12 protein-coding genes are annotated in these 16,225 nt (G+C 63.6%); 5 read left to right on the forward strand and 7 right to left on the reverse strand.

The genetic code is table 11. The features are described 5' to 3' along the window. Positions 1-12: 12 nt before the first annotated feature. The 5 genes from J3474_RS01750 to J3474_RS01770 all read left to right on the forward strand — a co-directional run bounded on the left by J3474_RS01750 (position 13) and on the right by J3474_RS01770 (position 6,987). On the forward strand, positions 13-1,137 hold the full coding sequence (locus J3474_RS01750; RefSeq protein ID WP_207092894.1) for an LLM class flavin-dependent oxidoreductase: 1,125 nt from the start codon (positions 13-15) through the stop codon (positions 1,135-1,137). Then, a complete protein-coding gene (locus J3474_RS01755) occupies positions 1,130-1,780 on the forward strand; it encodes a cysteine hydrolase family protein (RefSeq protein ID WP_207092895.1) in 651 nt (216 codons plus the stop codon). Before J3474_RS01750 ends, J3474_RS01755 begins: the two co-directional genes overlap by 8 nt. Next, positions 1,777-3,033 (forward strand): MFS transporter, encoded by a 1,257-nt coding sequence (locus J3474_RS01760; protein ID WP_207092896.1) that lies wholly within the window; start codon positions 1,777-1,779, stop codon positions 3,031-3,033. The genes J3474_RS01755 and J3474_RS01760 overlap by 4 nt, the downstream gene beginning before the upstream one ends. A 33-nt stretch (positions 3,034-3,066) precedes the next feature. Further along, entirely contained in the window at positions 3,067-4,473 is a 1,407-nt protein-coding gene (locus J3474_RS01765; RefSeq protein WP_242528135.1) for a peptidase M20, read from the forward strand. A 123-nt stretch (positions 4,474-4,596) separates the two neighbouring features. Next, positions 4,597-6,987, forward strand: coding sequence for an acetamidase/formamidase family protein (locus J3474_RS01770; RefSeq protein WP_242528136.1), 2,391 nt, complete (start codon positions 4,597-4,599; stop codon positions 6,985-6,987). A gap of 48 nt (positions 6,988-7,035) precedes the next feature. Here J3474_RS01770 and J3474_RS01775 read toward each other — a convergent pair whose 3' ends face one another. The 7 genes from J3474_RS01775 to J3474_RS01805 form a co-directional block, all read right to left on the reverse strand. Next, complete coding sequence (locus J3474_RS01775; protein ID WP_207092897.1) at positions 7,036-7,848, reverse strand: TauD/TfdA family dioxygenase; 813 nt, start codon at positions 7,846-7,848, stop codon at positions 7,036-7,038. Positions 7,849-7,932: 84 nt separating this feature from the next. Continuing rightward, entirely contained in the window at positions 7,933-9,027 is a 1,095-nt protein-coding gene (locus tag J3474_RS01780) for an acetamidase/formamidase family protein (protein ID WP_013832407.1), read from the reverse strand. Positions 9,028-9,068: 41 nt separating this feature from the next. Beyond that, the gene (ygiD, locus tag J3474_RS01785; RefSeq protein WP_207092898.1) at positions 9,069-9,851 is read right to left on the reverse strand and encodes a 4,5-DOPA dioxygenase extradiol; all 783 of its coding nucleotides are present in this window, start codon (positions 9,849-9,851) and stop codon (positions 9,069-9,071) included. A 157-nt stretch (positions 9,852-10,008) separates the two neighbouring features. After that, a complete protein-coding gene (locus tag J3474_RS01790) occupies positions 10,009-10,494 on the reverse strand; it encodes a VOC family protein (protein WP_013832408.1) in 486 nt (161 codons plus the stop codon). 183 nt (positions 10,495-10,677) lie between these two features. Then, entirely contained in the window at positions 10,678-11,892 is a 1,215-nt protein-coding gene (locus J3474_RS01795; protein ID WP_207092899.1) for an SRPBCC family protein, read from the reverse strand. A 143-nt stretch (positions 11,893-12,035) separates the two neighbouring features. Further along, positions 12,036-13,304, reverse strand: coding sequence for a CynX/NimT family MFS transporter (locus J3474_RS01800; protein WP_242528137.1), 1,269 nt, complete (start codon positions 13,302-13,304; stop codon positions 12,036-12,038). 200 nt (positions 13,305-13,504) lie between these two features. Continuing rightward, positions 13,505-15,877 carry a TonB-dependent receptor gene (locus tag J3474_RS01805; protein WP_007013635.1) on the reverse strand — a complete coding sequence of 791 codons (2,373 nt, stop codon included), beginning with the start codon at positions 15,875-15,877 and terminating at the stop codon, positions 13,505-13,507. Positions 15,878-16,225 lie beyond the last annotated feature (348 nt).

The raw sequence follows: 16,225 nt of genomic DNA on the forward strand, positions 1-16,225 counted from the left end.
GAGACCTTGAGTATGACACAGTTCGAGCCCACGCCCTTCGATATTCCATCCGACAGCGGCGGCAAGGACCTCGGCATTTTCCTGCCGATCGCGAATGGCGGGTGGATCCTCTCTAAGAACAAGCCCGAACTCGATGGCTCCTATGCCTACAACCGCAACTGCGCCATCCTCGCCGAGGAGGCGGGGCTGGACTTCGTCATGTCGATGTCGAAGTTCCGCGGTTACGGCGGTGAGACGCATCACTGGAACAGCTCGCTCGATCCGGTCGTGCTAATGGCCGCGCTGGCGGAGGTGACAAGCAAGGTAAAGGTCTGGACCACGGTCCACACGATCCTGCAGAACCCGGCGGTCGTCGCCAAGATGATGGCCACGCTCGACCAGGTGTCGAAGGGCCGCAGCGGCCTCAACGTCGTCACCGGCTCCTACAAGGGGGAGTTCGCGCAGATGGGGGCATGGCCCGAAGGTGTCGACCATGACGGTCGCTACGATCTCGCCAAGGAATGGGTCACCGCGATCAAGCGCCTCTGGCGCGAGGACTCGGTGACGATGGACGGCAAGTATTTCCAGCTCGATGACTGCGAATCCTGGCCCAAGCCGGAAAAGCGGCCGTTTCTCGTCTGCGCCGGCTCTTCGAAAAAGGGCATGCATTTCACGTCCGAGGAGATGGACGCGATCTTCCTGAGCGGCGGCAATCCGGAAGAACTTGCCGAAGCGAGCCACGCGGCCAAGGCGGACGCAGCGGCGATGGGTCGGTATGTGCGCACCTATTCGATGATGACGGTCCTGCTAGCCGATACCGATGAGGAAGCCGAAGCGACCGCCAGGCATTATGCCGCGGGCTTCGACGAGGGCGCAATGCACGGCATGATGCGCGCTTACGGCTTCCTCGATGCCGAGATCGGCAAGGAAAACGCCTTCACCAAAAAGGCCCGCTCCAGTTTCATGTCCGCGCATGTCGCGGGTTCGTCGCAGACCGTGATCGACCGGCTGACCGAACTTTTCGAAGTGTCGCAGACCGATGGCCTGATGCTGATCTTCCCCGATTACATGACCGGCATTCCCAAATTCGGCCAGGAGGTGCTGCCCGTCCTGCGTGAGCGATTTCCCGGCAAGGTGAAGGTCGGGAGTCATGGCTGAAGTGCTCGACCTGCCGCATGTCGCTGCGGGGAATCTCGAGGCGATGCTGCCCCCGGCGAGCACGGCGCTCGTCGTGGTGGACATCCAGAAAGACTTTGCCGCAGCTGACGGACTGGCCGGCACGTTCGGGGTCGACCTGGAACCGATCGAAATGGTTATCGACCGGATCGAGGCCCTGATCGCTGCGGCGCGCAAGGCGGGTGTGACGGTCGCCTTCATGCGCGTGGTAACCCGGCCCGAGACCGATTCAACCGCTTTGAAGACCTTGATGGCCCGCCGGGGCAGTGCCGGAGGCGAGGCGATCTGCCGCGCCGATCACCCGGGCGCCGATTATTATCGGTTGTATCCCGAAGCCGGGGATATCGAGATCGAGAAATTGCTGTTCGACAGTTTCCACGGGACCGACTTTGACGACCAGCTCAAGGTGCGAGGGATCGAAACCCTGGTGATGACCGGCGTCACTACCGAATGCTGCGTCGATTCCACTGCACGGGGGGCATTTCATCGCGGTTACAACGTTTTCGTCGTTTCGGACGCCTGCGCCGCCTACGAGCCGGATCTGCACATCGCCTCGCTCAAGGTGATGCAGAAGAACCTGGCCTTGCTGACGACCTGCGGTGACCTGATGGAGGCCTGGTCTTGAACCGCGGCGGCCAGCGCGGACAGGGGTTCGCGATAGGCTCGCCAGCCGGCGTCCTGGCCGCTTGCACCCTTGGAAATTCCGTCAGCGTCACACCTGCGGTCCATGCCGTCTTCGGCTTGTTCTTGGTGCCGCTGTCAGAGGAGTTCGGCTGGGCCCGCGCGAGCATATCCGGAGTGCTTGGGGTGCTCGCTCTGGTCGGCGCAGTGAGCTATCCGATGATCGGGCGTTATGTCGACCGGCACGGAGCGCGGCGCACGCTGCTTAGCGGGATCTTCGGGCTTGCGATCTCGATCGCGGCGCTGTCATTCACGGGCGGCAGTCTGGTCCGGTTCTATGCCACCTTCGCGGTCCTTGCCGTTTTCGGCGCTATGGCTGGTACGCCGATTTTCCAGAAAGTGATCGCCGACTGGTTCGAGCAGAACCGGGGCACGGCGCTGGGCGTAAGCGCTGGCGGCGGATGCGGGCTCGGTTCGGTAGTTCTTCCGGTCCTTGCCGCCGTGCTGGTTCAGGCCTGGGGCTGGCGCGCCGGATATCTGGGTATCAGCGGTTTCATGTTGGTGATCGCCTTCCCGCTCCTATGGTTGCTGCTGCGCGATCGCAACGCGAGCGGGAATCTTGAGCAAGCGCCGGAGCGTGACGGACTGACGCTTGGCGAGGCTGCGCAGACGCCGTCGTTCTGGCTGGTCCTCATCGCTCTGGCGGCCGGGGCAGGCGGGACAACGGCCGTATTCAGCCATGTCGTCCCGATCCTGAGCGATCGCGGCTTCTCGGTTGCTACCGGGACCGCGGTCGTTAGCGTTTTCGCGCTCGTCACCTCGGGCTGGCAGATCGCCACTGGGCGCATCATGGATCGAATCCAGACCCCGCGGGTAGCGGTGCCGATGTACCTCATGGCGGTCGTCGGTCTTGTCATGCTCGAAACCGGGCAGGGGATGCCGCAGCTGATCCTGGGCGGGACGTTGCTGGGGGTCGGGCTGGGCGGACAGTTTGGCGCCTTGCCCTACTTCATCGCCCGGTATTTCGGCGTGCGGCATTTCGGCTCTATCATTGGAGCGATGTATTCGGCGGTGATTGCGGCGCAGGGGACGACGCCGATCCTGCTCGATGCCGTTTACGATGCACAGCATTCCTATCGCATCGCGCTCATCGGGGTCGGCGGCGCGCTCGTCGCAGGCGCGCTGCTGCTCACCCTGCTGCCACGCTACATCCGCTCGGGGCAATCGACCGAGGGCCTGATGGTCGCGGGCCACTGATCATGCACGAAACCAGAATTTGGGGAGGCCGGTTTGGCTGACTATTGCGAGAACGAACTGGCCGCCGCAGGGGGCTTCGCCGATCCTGCCAGCGCGCCTTATGCGGTGAGCGAAGAAGAGCGCGCCGCGATCGCCGCTGCCATCGATGCGGACGAACTCGTCGAACTAGCCCTGACCCTCGGCAATATTCCCAGTCGCTCGCGCGAGGAACTGGCGGCAGCCGAATTCGTGCACGACTGGATGGCGCAGGAGGGCTTTCGCCCGCGCAAGGTCGGCGCAACGCCTGAGCGGCCGAACGTCATCGGTGAATACGGCGGCAACGGGCGCGGGGCGAACCTGCTGTTCACGGCGCATCTCGATACCGAGAGTCCCAGCGGAATGCGCGAACACGACAAGTTCCGCTACCGCGAGAGTACGCTGGCCGATCCGGAATGGACGAAGTGCTGGGTCGATGAGGAAGGGCGGCTGCGCGGTTATCCGATCTCCAACGATCGCGGGCCGATGTCCTGCTTCCTCATCGCCGCCAAGGCGCTGCGCAAGGCGGGTATCGGGCTGGCCGGGAAGACCTGGCTTACGGCCTGTCCGGGTGAGATCGGTCCTGAACCGATCGAGGAATTCTCAGGCATCGACTGGAACGGAAAGGACATCGGCGCGCATTACCTGTTCCATCATGGCGGCGTGGCGCCCGACTATGCGATTGCCGCTGAAGGCACCGATTACGGCCTGACCTGGCAGGGCTGCGGCTATGCGCTGTTCCGGGTCCGCATATTCGGCCAGGGTGTGTTCTCGCCGATTCTCGATGCGCCTGAGGATGCGCGGGCTCATCCCAACCCGATCTACCGCCTTGGCCCTGTAATCGATGCGCTTCATGCTTGGGGGCTGGACTTCGAACGCAGGAGCCGGTTGGAGACCGATAGCGGTGCCATCGCGCCCAAGGTCCAGATCGCGTCGGTGCGCGGCGGAATGCCAATCGACTTCGGGGCAGGCACCGAAGTCTGCGCGCTCTATATCGACGTCTCGCTCAACCCCAGGCAGAAGGCGGCGGACGCCTATCACGGCATCGTCGAGGCCATGCGCGGGGTCGCGGTCCAGGACTTCGATGTCGAGCCTGTTGTCGTGCGCCATGGTTTCGAGGCCCGCCCGGACGAAGTCGCTCCGCTTGTCGGTGCGGTCGATGCCGCCACCAGGCTGGCCCGCGGAGCGCCGCTGGAGCCCGCACATCCGGTCTATTCGAGCATGTGGCGCGATCACAATGTGTTCAACATGCACCGCGTTCCGGCAGTCACCACCGGCATGCCGCGCTGGCGGCCGACGCGCGAGGACATGGCCTCCAGCGCGCTCGTTTATGCGCTGACGATGCTGGCGGTTTGCGGCCGTGGCGATGCGCCTGGACAGATTGCCGGGATATCCAGCGTGTACGGTAACGATACGCCCTTCTGACCGGGTGAAATGCCCCTTGCCGGTAGCCTAAACGCTGGATAAACCTTGCAGAAAGGTCGCCAGAGTTAAGAAGCGTTCATAGCCCGGGACAGGGTGCCACCAGCTTATCGGGTGGTCCTCGCTTTGCGCATAACAACGAACGTCTATCCCAAGGAACAGCGCCGTGACGCGTGGCGATTTGCGCTCAAGCGCCTGTCGCTCACGCTCGACGAGGTGGATGAGGCGACGCTCTATGGTGAGTTGATCCAATTCCGCTCCAGCACCAATATCGACTTCATTCGTGTCACCGGCACGCCGCAGTCCTGGTCGATCGACTTTCGCGAGCAGCCGCAGACCTACTGGCTGGCGATTATTCTCGACGGTAGTGCGACGATGCGCGATGCGCAGCAGGAAATCCGGCTCGGCGACGGCGAGATGATCTGTGGCAAAGGCGATTCACCGGTGCATCTGTCATTCGCGAGCGATAACCGCAGCCTGATCGTGCAGGTGCCGCACAGCGAGTTGTCAATGCGGTTGAAGACGCCAATCGGCGGCGCACCGCGCAAGATCGCGACGGATACCGGCACTGCGCGCGTCTTTGCCGGGATGCTTCGTTCGCTTGCGGACACGATCTCGGACATCACCACCGACCAGGCGCGGCCGATTGAACTGGCGTTCCCCGAATTCCTCGTCACCAGCCTGCTAGACAACGCGCCGGCAAAGGCATTGGGCGGCGCGGCAGGCATGCGTGCGGCACTGCTGGAACGCATCTTCCAGACGATCGAGATCCGCCTGTCCGACCCCGATCTCAATTACCAGCAGGTTGCCGCGGAGCACGGGATTTCGCCGCGCTATCTCCAGAAGCTGTTTGAATCGATCAGCGATTCCTTCGGCCATTACGTCAAGGTGCGGCGCCTTGAGCGCTGCCGCCTCGACTTGCGCAGCCCGCTTCATGTGCAGAAGTCGATTTCGGACATTCTATTCGAGTGGGGCTTCAACGATTCCGCCTCGTTCAGCCGCGCCTTTCGCGAACAGTACGGCATCTCGCCGCGCGAATATCGCAAGGCCCAGTCACAGGAGCAGGAGGCGGTAGAGCTGCTCCGGCGCGGCCGTCCGGCCCGCGGTGAACGCAGTGCGGCAAAGCAGGACAGTTCCGGCGAAGAAAAGCTGGTCGATGCTGCCGAGGAGCCGGACCCCCGACGCGAGCCTGACAAGGACGCGGACGGCGAGGAGGAGGGGGCGTCAGCTCCCGCTCTCGATGCCGCGCAGTTCCTGCCCGACGGCCAGCCGGTCCGCCATCACCATCTTCCGGCCTCGCCCGAGACAGTGCATTGGGGTTATCTCAGCAAGGACCTGAAGCCAGCGCTTCACGTCCGCTCGGGCGATTTCATCACCATCGAGACGTTGACCCATCACGCCAACGACGATCCCGAGCGCATGGTTCACGGCGATCCGGGCGCGGAAAGCGTCTACCACTGGGATGAGCACGGCAAGGCGGTTGACCGGCGCGGCGCAGGCCCGATGGATGCCAGCGCCTTCGGCCGCGGGCCGGGCGAGGGGTTCGGCGTTCACATCTGCACCGGTCCCATTGCGATCGAGGGTGCTATGCCGGGCGACCTCGTGGAAGTGCGCATCCTCGATCTCAAGCCCCGTCCCAGCGGCAACCCGCGCTTTGCAGGCAAATGTTTCGGCAGCAATGCGGCGACTTACTGGGGCTTCCACTACCAGGACCTGCTGACCGAGCCGAAGAAGCGCGAAGTCATCACGATCTACGAGGTCGAGGCGACCGGCGCGCGCACGCCCACGGCCCACGCCGTCTACCAGTATCGCTGGACTGAACAGGTCGATCCCTCCGGCATTGCCCATAGCCGCTATGACTATCCGGGCGTCCCGGTCGATCCCACGACGATCGAGCGCAATTATGACGTCCTGCGAAATGTCGAGATCCCGATCCGCCCGCACTTCGGCGTGATCGCAGTCGCACCTGCCTATGGTGGACTGGTGGATTCGGTCCCTCCGGCTTCATTCGGCGGTAATCTCGATAACTGGCGCACCGGCCCGGGGGCGCGCATCTTCCTGCCGGTACAGGTAGCCGGGGCATTGCTCTCGCTTGGCGATCCGCATGCCTCGCAAGGCGATAGCGAACTGTGCGGCACGGCTATCGAATGCTCGATGACCGGATTGATCCAGGTCGTCCACCACAAGGCCTCGGGCCTGATCGAGCAGTTGAAGGATGTCGATTACCCGCTGATCGAGACCGAGACCGAGTGGGTGGTCATGGGCTTCAGCCACCCAGATTACCTCAAGGAACTGGGCGAAGACGCGCAGAGCGAGGTGTACAAGCAGTCCTCGATCGATTCCGCGATGCGCGACGCATTCCGCAAGGCCCGCCGCTTCCTGATGACGGCCAAGCAGCTCAGCGAGGACGAGGCGATATCGCTGCTGTCGGTAGGTGTCGATTTCGGTGTGAGCCAGGTGGTAAACGGAAACTTCGGCGTACATGCGGTGATCCGCAAGGCACTGTTCACCAGTTGAGGTCGCTCGTCACCCCGTCGGCATTGGCGACGGAGTGACGGAAGTGGATCAGAAGGGGCGGTCGCCTGCGACCGTAACGCGGAAGCCTGAGCGCACTTCCGGAAAGTAGTCCCACACCGCGAAATGCTGGGTGCAGCGGTTATCCCAGAACGCGATCGAGTGAGGCTCCCACCGGAAGCGCACATGGAAGTTGGCGTTCTTGATGTGCTCGTACAGGAAGCCGAGCACCGCATCGCTTTCCTCCAGTGAAAGCCCGTTGATGCGCGTGGTGTAGGAGGAGTTCACGAAGAGCAGCTTGCGCCCTGTCACGGGATGGGTGCGGATGACCGGGTGGCTGTTGCATTCGTAGGTTTTGTGGATGTCCGGAAACAGCGCCTTGTAGACCGGGTTCGCATCGTGGACCGCGCTCAGCGGTTCGAGAAACGCCTTCATCGGTTCTGACAGGCCTTCGTAGGCGGCGTACATGCTGGCGAAAAGGGTATCGCCCCCGGTCTCGGGCAGGGTGTGCATGTAGAGGATCGAGCCCATCGGCGGTTCGGGATCGCACGAGAGGTCGGAATGCCACTTCTCGCCGGCGACGAACTTGCTGTTTTCGTCGGCATGGATGGCGACCACTTCGGGGTGATCGTCCAGCCCCTTCACGGCAGAATGCATGTGCAGCTTGCCGAAGGCGCGGCCGAAGGCCTTGTGCGCTTCGTGGTCGATCCGCTGGTCGCGGAAGAAGACGACCTGATGCTTCATCAGGGCATCGTGGATTTCCGTGAAGGCCTGGTTGCCCAGCGGTTCTCGCAAGTCGATGCCGAAGATCTCGGCGCCGATCCGCTTGGTCATCGGGCGCACCTCGATCATTTCATACCCCATCGTCCACTTTCCTTCGTCATCAGAAGCAACAGGCGTGTGCCGGACGGTTGGGAACGCCCGGCACACTCTCGGTAATCGGCATGTTCATTCGGGATCGATCACGGTGCCCTTCTCGGGGAAGATGCGCCGTTCGATGCGGCAGTGGATGCCCTGGGTGCCATCGACCACCTGGGTTACGCCGAAGTCTGCCGCGACGCTCATCAGCGAATAGCCGTCATGGCGCGAGAGGCCCTGATGCTCGGTGAGCAGGTGGAGCATATCCAGCGACGCGCCCTTCATGGCCTGGTCGAGATCCTCGCCGAAGCCGTGGACGATCCAGCAGTCCGGCGTCTCGAGCAGGGGCGAGGGGAACGAGAAGTCCTTGCGCAGGATGATCTGGAACAGGACATCGAGCGATGCTTCGATGGCAGTGCCGCTTATCTCGCCGTCGCCCTGGCTGACGTGGGGATCGCCGATCGAGAACAGGCCGCCCTTGACCTGCACCGGGTAGTACATCGTCGAACCCGCGCCGATGCGCCAGTTGTCGATGTTTCCGCCGTGCAGGCCGGGCGGGATCGTGCTGACCGGATCGTTGACGGCGGGCGCGACGCCGGCAGTGCCAAGGTGCGGACGGGCAGGGAGGGTGATGCCGGGCAGGGCGGGCGAGCGGTCGCATTCCGGGCAATGGGTAATGCGACCGGGTTCGACGTACTTTTCCGCCACGTCATAGGCATAGAGAGCGCTGGCGGTATTGGCGTTGGGATCGATCTTGTAGATCGTCACGCGCTCGGTCTCGCCGAATTCCTCGTAGAGGTGGCCCCAGTTCGCCTGCAGGTTCGAGCCGTAGTTCATGCGCGGTTTCATCTGGAAATAGCGAACTTCCAGCATGTCGCCCGGCTCCGCGCCTTCGACGTAGATCGGGCCGGTCATGATGTGGCAGCCCGGTGCGCGGGTGCTGGGATCGATCTCGGTAAAGATGCGGCGGATATCGTCGTCGAACATCAGCTCGGGATCGTCGCCGGCATGGTGGGTGACGGCCTGCGCGGAGATCAGGTCGCCGCTCCTGACGGTCAGGGCGGGCTTGATTTCGGGAGAGAAGTAACCCCAGTGCACCGTCTCCGGCGTGGCCTTGAGATGGTGCAGGGCGCTGGGCGCGGCGGTCTGCTTGGCGAACTCGGGCTTCAGGTCGATCAGTGCCATCTAAACTCCTGTGACACAGGTGGAAACGGGAAAGGGGCGGCTCAGGCCTCGTCGATCAGGACGCTCGTCATGCTGAGCGACTTGTGCTGGATGAAATGCGGGTCGAACCGGGCGTTTTCGCCCTCGTGCCTGGCGCCCAGGACATAGAGCAGCGGCAGGAAGTGGTCCGAAGTGGGCACCGACAGGCGCGCGGCCTCGCCAAGCGCCTCGTAATCGATGACGGTCCTGGGATCGTCGCCGGCAATGGCTTGGCACATCGCGGTGTTGAACTGCTCGGCCCAAGGGTATGGCGCGGCGGCGGGATTGGCCCAGTCCATCGCGGGCAGGTTGTGGACGATGTTGCCGGTGCCCATGATCAGCACGCCTTCATCGCGCAGGGGGCGCAGCATACGCCCCACCAGCCAGTGCTCCGCCGGGGTCTTGGCAATGTCCATGCCGAGTTGGATCACCGGCACATCGGCTTCGGGATAGGCGTGGACGAGGACCGACCAGGTGCCATGGTCGAGGCCCCAGTTGGCATCGAGGCCGACCGGCATGGGCGCCAGCAGTTCCTTGACGCGGGCGGCCAGCTCGGGATCGCCGGGGGCGGGGTACTGGACATCGAAAAGCGCCTGCGGGAAGGCTCCGAAGTCATGGATCGTGCGCGGCTGGGCCATTGCTGTCACGGCCGTGCCGCGGGTCTGCCAGTGCGCGGAAATGCACAGGATCGCCCTGGGCTTGCCGATCCGCGTGGCCATCTCGTTCCAGGTCTTCGTCACGTCGCTCTTTTCCAGGGCGATCATGGGGCTGCCATGTCCGAAGAAGACGATGGGGAGGCGGCTCATTGTCGTGTGCTCCGTTGAGTTCCCGCGGCGACCGACCCGATGGGCGCCGTAGATCTTGTGCTGTTGGGGGAAGGCTAGGCCGGGGCCGTGTTCCCGGTCTTGCGGCGCGGCGCACAAGAACTTGTCGCGCTGCCGCAGGACCGGGAAGGGGAGGGCCTTATTCGCAGGTATAGCCCTCCGGGATCTGCGGGTTTTCGCCGGCCTTCACCCAGAGCAGGATCTCGTTGCCCCAGGGGTCGGCGAAGCAGTGGTTGAACCCGTTGAATTCCTTCCAGTAGTGGTTCCGCCACAGGATCTTGGCGCCGAGCTTTTCCGCGGTGTCGAGGATGCGCTCCGGGGTGTCGTCATCGCTCACAAGTACCCAGATCCGCGCCTTGCGCCCTTCAGTCGAAAGCGTGCGCGGCTCCGCGCCGTCGGGATTGGGATTGGGGCGAGCGTTCCTGGCGTCGAATACGCCGAAGTGGAGATTGCCGATCTGGCTGTCCGACCCGTCCTTGTTCTTGAAGAAGCCGCCCGGGACCATGCGGTGATAGAGCCCGCCCATGCGCGCATCGTCTTCCCAACCGAAGACTTCGGCGTAGAATTTTCCGGCCTTGTCCGGATTGTCAGTGGCGAAGTCGAAGAAAATCAGGCTGTTGGTCATCGATAGCTCCCTTGTGCTGGGAACAAGGCCTAGTGTGGCGCGGGAACTTTGCTCGGCGCCACGCGCACAATTCCTTGATCTCGCGCGACGATTTTCGGCGCGGCGACGGCCCATGCAAAAAGGCGGCGCCCGACCGGAGTCGGACGCCGCAGCCGTCGGGAATGGACAGTGCAATAAGTGAGATCAGGCAGCGCCGGAGCGCTTGATCTCGGTAACCGGAGCCGAGGGGCCGCGACGGCGGTCCCACTCGGCCCAGTAGCGGTCGACGAGCCAGACGTTGAGAAGGCGTTGGGCCCCTTCCTGCCAGGAATAGCGGCCGCGCGGGGCGTGCTTGGATCGCAGCCCTTGCTGGACGAGTTCGTCGACGTGGAAGTCCTGCGCCACGATTTCCTCGACCGCCTGGTCGTTCATCTTCATTTTCAGGTCGAATAGCGGATCGTCCATTGCCTCGGGAACCATGAGCGTGCCGATCGTCAGCGCGTGCGCTCCGGCCGAGCGCGGGTCCATGATGAGATAGAGGACAGTATCGTTGAGCACGACGAGCGAGAGGCTCGGCGGCAGGTTCACGAAAAGCAGCCGGTTCTGCTCTTCTTCGGTCAGCTTCGGGAAGACCGGGAAGACCGCGCGCTGGGTGGCGTTGAATGCGGCGTTCCTGTGAAGCGTTCCGTTGAGCCGGTAGTAGCCCGCCGAGTTCTCGGGAACTTCCGGAAAGCTGGCGAGGCCGCTGGGAATGAAGTCGTGCAGCGGGCCGGCATGCAGACGGCTGGCGTGATAGCCGTCGTTGTTGTTCTCCAGCATGACCTTCCAGTTCCACGGGAACACGGTCGGCTCCTCAGGGCGCGGGCCGCGCAGCGAGGCGAAGTCGTAATTGGCGACGACTGGCTCCAACGCGGCAAGGCGCGGGGTCAGCGGTTCTGCCTCGGGATCGAGGTTGACGAAGATGAAGCCGTGCCAGGTCTCGTGACGGATCTCGGGCAGGGCCGCGGCCTTCTTGTCGAAGTTGCAGGTCCTGCTCATGGCCGGCGCGCCGACGAGGGTGCCGTCGAGATCGTATGTCCAGTGATGGTAGGGGCAGACGAAGGCACGTGCGTTGCCTTGTCCTTCGGCAACCAGCATCGCGCGGTGCTGGCACACGGCCGACAGGGCCTTGATCGATCCGTCGCGGGTCTTCGATACGATGATCGGCTCGTCCGCGCGGGTCACCGTGAAGAAGTCGCCCGGCTCGCCTAGCCATTCCTCGCGGCCGACGCACAGCCATTCATGCTGGAAGATGGCGTCCATCTCGAAGTGGAAGAATTCCTCGCTCGTATAGCAGGCCGGCGGCAGGGTGTCGGCCTCGAGCGTGTCGAGCTTGGAACTCGCGAGACTGTCGAAAAACTGGTCGTTGAGGAGAGTCATTCTGGCCTGTTTCCGTTTTGGGCGAACCGGTGGAATGCGCTTCGTGCGCTTTCCGACGATATTGGGAGGTTAGCCGCTTCGCAGGGGGGCGGCTTTGCGCTGGGCGTAGTGATTTTTGGCATTGGGCCCCGCCACGCTCGGGCTCATTCGGCCGGAACGAGTTCTCCGACGCCGTCCGTCCCGCCTTGTGCCTCGTCGCCTTGCGGGCGCTGCTGCGGCGCACGCAGGAACAGCACGGCGACGGCGGTCGCGCCGACTAGAAGGATCGAGAAGACCAGCATGGCCGGGGCGTAGCTGCCGGTCAGGTCGGCGATGGTCCCTGCGCCGACCGGGCCCAGTACCGCGAGCGTGGTCGCCGTGGTTGCCATCGCGGTCATGTCGCCGGCGATGGCCGCACCGAAGTAGCGCAGGATCAGCACATGGGCGGAGAGCCAGGTCATGCCCCAGCCGGTGCCGAACAGCGCGGCGGCTCCACAAGCAATGAGGACATGGGGCGAGGACCACAGTACCGCCATGGCCGCGGCCTGGAGGATGAGCCCGGCGATCAGGATGCGGCGCGGGTCGTAACGTTCGCACACGGCGCCTGTCACGCCCTTGGCCCCGGTTCCGGCAAAGGCCAGCAGGCTCATGGCGATTGCGCCGGGTGCGGCGCCGTCGCCGAGGGTGGCGATGTGGGCGACGAGGATCGAATGGGTCGAAGTAACGACCAGTTGCACGACCGTCATGATCACCGCAAGGGTCACGAAGGTCGGGTTGAACAGGGCCTCGCGTACAGTCCAGTTCCGGGGTTGGGCGGCGGCGCCATCGCGCTTGTCGCCCGGGCCTTTGACCTGTTCGACGCTTTCGACCTTCACCGCGTCGCGCACGCATATCAGGCAGACGAGGCCGACGAGTGCCGCGCAGATGGCCATGACCATCCAGTGCAGGCGCCAGTCGCCGGTCAGGCCGACGATGGTGCCGACGATCAGCGGACCGGCGATGCCGCCCGACGATCCGATCATGAAGTAGAAGCCGATCATCCGCGCCGAGGTGCGCGGGAACCACGTCGCCAGCAGGTACACCGCGGGCGAAGGCGCGGCGAGGGTGAAGCCGATGCCCATGAGCGAGGTGGCGATGAAGAAGTAGGTCAGGTCGCTGATCATCGAGGCGATCAGGAAACCGGCGGCAAGCACCAGGCAGCCCAGGAACATGGTCATGCGCGTGCCGACCGTCTTCATCATCACTGGCGGCAGGGGACTGGCGATCCCGCAGGCCAGGCCCAGCAGAGAGAAGCTGAGGCCTGCCGCGGCCTTGGACCAGCCCAGTTCTGCAACCATGGTGTAAAGGACGTATCCCAGCGACGTGAAGGTCGTTGCCGTGACGAAGAAGAAGGCAAGCGAAGCGGCAAACATGACCTGTACGTTACGCGGCATGGGGGCTCCTGCAGGCTTTGCGATCCGGAAACCTTTTCCGGGATTCGACAGGCTCGAAGCTCTCACGGTGCCGCCGTACACTCTTGATGGTGCGCGCCTGAAGACTTGATCGTCCGGTGAAGAGGTGCCGAGACGAAGCGGGGCGCGCCGGCCTTTCGGTCGACGCGCCCCGGCGCTGGAGGTGAGGGCTTCCAGTCAGATCAGAAGCGATACCCGAACGAGAGGATCACCTGCCGTGGCGGGATGTAGGTGTCGAACACCTGCGCGCTGCCATAGGGATCGGAGAAGCGCGAGTTCACGCCGTCCTCGTCGAACAGGTTGATCACGCGCAGGGTGATGTCGGTGTTGGTCCCCTCCGGCTCGTACTTCGCCATCAGGTTGACCTGTGTGTAGGACGGTGTGAGGTCGACGGCGCCGTCGTTGAACAGGCGGTACTGGTACTTGCCGCGATAGATCAACTGGGCTCGGGTGGTGAGTTCTCCGGGGCCGACCTCAGCATTGTAGGTTGCGGCAATGGTGCCCTGCCAGCGCGGCAGTTTGGGAATGCGGTTGCCCTTGATGTCGGCGCGCGCGGCATCGCGGGCAAGGACCGCGTCGTAGAAGTTGGTCCAGAACAGGTAGTCAGGATAGCCCGCCGCGTTCTGCGCATCGGTCGCCGCGGTGGGATCGAGCGCTGCGTAGTGCGAGGTGAACTTGCCCTCCAGCCAGGACAGCGAAGCGTCGAAGCGCAGACCGTCGGTCGGCACGTAAGTGCTTTCCAGTTCCAGGCCATAGACCCGCGCCTTGGGCGCATTGCTGATGCCCTCGCCGTAGAGGATCGGATCTTCCTCGAGGAACTGCATGTTCTTGTACTGGTAGAGGAAGGCTGAAGCGTTGATCTGCAGCGTGTCGTCCATGAAGCGGTTCTTGGTGCCGGCCTCGAAGGAGTCCACGGTCTCCTGCTTGTAGGTCGGCAGGACCGAGAAGCTGCCGCCCGAAGCCGAAGCCGAGTTGATGCCCCCCGGCTTGAAGCCGCGGGTCCAGCTTGCATAGACCATGTTTTCCGGGGTGATCTGGTAATCCAGCGCAACCTTGCCGGTCCAGGCATCGGCCTTGCGGCTGCCAGTGGATGCCGGCTGCATGTAGGCGCCTGAAGTCTGGTTGGACGTCCCGCCCGACAGGCTGTCATAGGCTCCCGAGGCCTTGTCGTGGTTGTAGCGCACGCCTGCCGTGAGCTTGAGCTGGCTCGTCACTTCGTAGGTGCCCTGCGCGAAGAAGGCATAAAGCTCGCGCTTGATCGACGATAGCTCGGCGTATGTGAGATTGCCGACCAGTGGATCGTCGAAGGCTGTATCGACCGGCAGCGCGGGCTGCAGGAAGTTGTCGTCGTCGCTGCGATACTCGTTGATGTACTGGCTGTTCTTCGAGTGCAGGTAGACGCCGCCCAGGACCCAATTGAACGGACCGTTGCCGTTCGAGGTCATGTTGATTTCCTGGCTCCAGCTCTCGGTATCGGAAGCCCAGAGAGGAACGTGGTCGTAGCTGACGCCGGTGAAGCTGATCGGATTGTAGGTGTTGGCAAAAAAGAGCTCGGTATCGAGCCCGTCGGCATCCCATGCCTGCTCGGAATGCAGCTTCTGGTAGCCGGTGATCGACTTGATCGTGGCGAAGGGGGTCTCCCACTTGATCACGCCGGTATAAAGCTCGGTCTTCACCTCCGACCTGCCGGGATAGTCCTGCGTCAGGACGCGCGGATCGGTATCGGGATCGAGGATGTTCTTCTGTGCCGGGCCGTTGGTCTTGCTGTCGTACTGCACCGTGTTCAGCGTGATCGAGAAGTTCGGCGCGGGCGACCACTTGGCGCCGATGCGCCAGCCGGTCTCGTCCTGATCGTCGAGGTCGTACTTGTCGACGCCGGGGACCTTGGTCGCATAGGCGTAGCCGTCGTGCTTGGTGTACTGGATCGCGCCGCGGATCGCGAGCGTGTCGCTCAGCGGTACGTTGAGCGCGCCGGAGCCTTCCATGTACTTGTAGTTGCCGATCCCGGCGCTGACGTTGCCGGACAGCGCATCGGTGCTCGGTTCGATCGAGACGACGTTGATCGTGCCGCCGGTCGAACCCTGGCCGAACAGGGTCCCCTGCGGGCCGCGCAGGACTTCGACCTGGGCAACGTCGATGAAGGCTGCGCTCGCGGCGATCGAGTTGAAAATGTAGACCCCGTCGATGTGGTAGGAGACGCCCGGCTGCGTGTTGGTGTTCTCCGGCGTTTCGGATCCGATGCCGCGGATGGTGATGATCCGTTCGCCGCCACCGCTGCGCGCGACCACGAGACCGGGCACCGACCCGTTGAGGCCGGTGATGTCGGTGATGTTTGCCGCCTTGAGCGTTTCGGAAGTGACAGCGCTGACCGAGAGCGGGGCCTCCTGAAGGCTCACCTCGCGGCGCTCGGCCGTGACGACGATGTCGGTGATGCCGGTTTCCCCCGGCGTCGGTGCCTGGGCTTCGGCCTCGGCGGCATGGGCACTATTCGATGCGAATGCGAGCATGGATACGCTGCAGGCCAGGGCATAGGCGATGTGAGATTTGGTGTTCATGAAAGCTCCCCGAAACATGACGACAGAACCCATTCCCGGTCTGCGGCTCGTCATTGTCTGGGTCGGCCGCTTGTCCTGAAATCTGGCGGTTCGGCGGCAACGGGTCTTGTGCACTTGCGAATAAGTACTTGACTGGAGCCCCCCCGGAGCCATGCGGCAAGAGGGGGAATATCCCTTTATTTCAGGTCGCGAACGAGGCTCTGGTGCAGGGTCGGCTAGCGGTTGCACCGCGAAAGAAGTGCGCGGATGGCGTCTCAGGTCAAAGCGCGGGCGTACCCAGCATCAAGACCGCACGGCCCGCGTCTGCCAAAGGCCAATGCATGTGAATGGATGGACATGCCCGGGAGG

The sequence above is a fragment of the Novosphingobium sp. PY1 genome, assembly GCF_017312445.1.
In the GTDB taxonomy this organism is placed as follows: Bacteria; Pseudomonadota; Alphaproteobacteria; order Sphingomonadales; family Sphingomonadaceae; genus Novosphingobium.

Excerpts from the sequence above, each read along its gene's own strand:
- J3474_RS01790 (WP_013832408.1), bottom strand. The coding sequence starts at position 10,494 with ATGACCAACAGCCTGATTTTCTTCGACTTCGCCACTGACAATCCGGAC.
- J3474_RS01800 (WP_242528137.1), bottom strand. The coding sequence starts at position 13,304 with ATGCCGCGTAACGTACAGGTCATGTTTGCCGCTTCGCTTGCCTTCTTC.
- J3474_RS01780 (WP_013832407.1), bottom strand. The coding sequence starts at position 9,027 with ATGGCACTGATCGACCTGAAGCCCGAGTTCGCCAAGCAGACCGCCGCG.
- J3474_RS01755 (WP_207092895.1), top strand. The coding sequence starts at position 1,130 with ATGGCTGAAGTGCTCGACCTGCCGCATGTCGCTGCGGGGAATCTCGAG.
- J3474_RS01805 (WP_007013635.1), bottom strand. The coding sequence starts at position 15,877 with ATGAACACCAAATCTCACATCGCCTATGCCCTGGCCTGCAGCGTATCC.
- ygiD (WP_207092898.1), bottom strand. The coding sequence starts at position 9,851 with ATGAGCCGCCTCCCCATCGTCTTCTTCGGACATGGCAGCCCCATGATC.
- J3474_RS01775 (WP_207092897.1), bottom strand. The coding sequence starts at position 7,848 with ATGGGGTATGAAATGATCGAGGTGCGCCCGATGACCAAGCGGATCGGC.
- J3474_RS01795 (WP_207092899.1), bottom strand. The coding sequence starts at position 11,892 with ATGACTCTCCTCAACGACCAGTTTTTCGACAGTCTCGCGAGTTCCAAG.
- J3474_RS01750 (WP_207092894.1), top strand. The coding sequence starts at position 13 with ATGACACAGTTCGAGCCCACGCCCTTCGATATTCCATCCGACAGCGGC.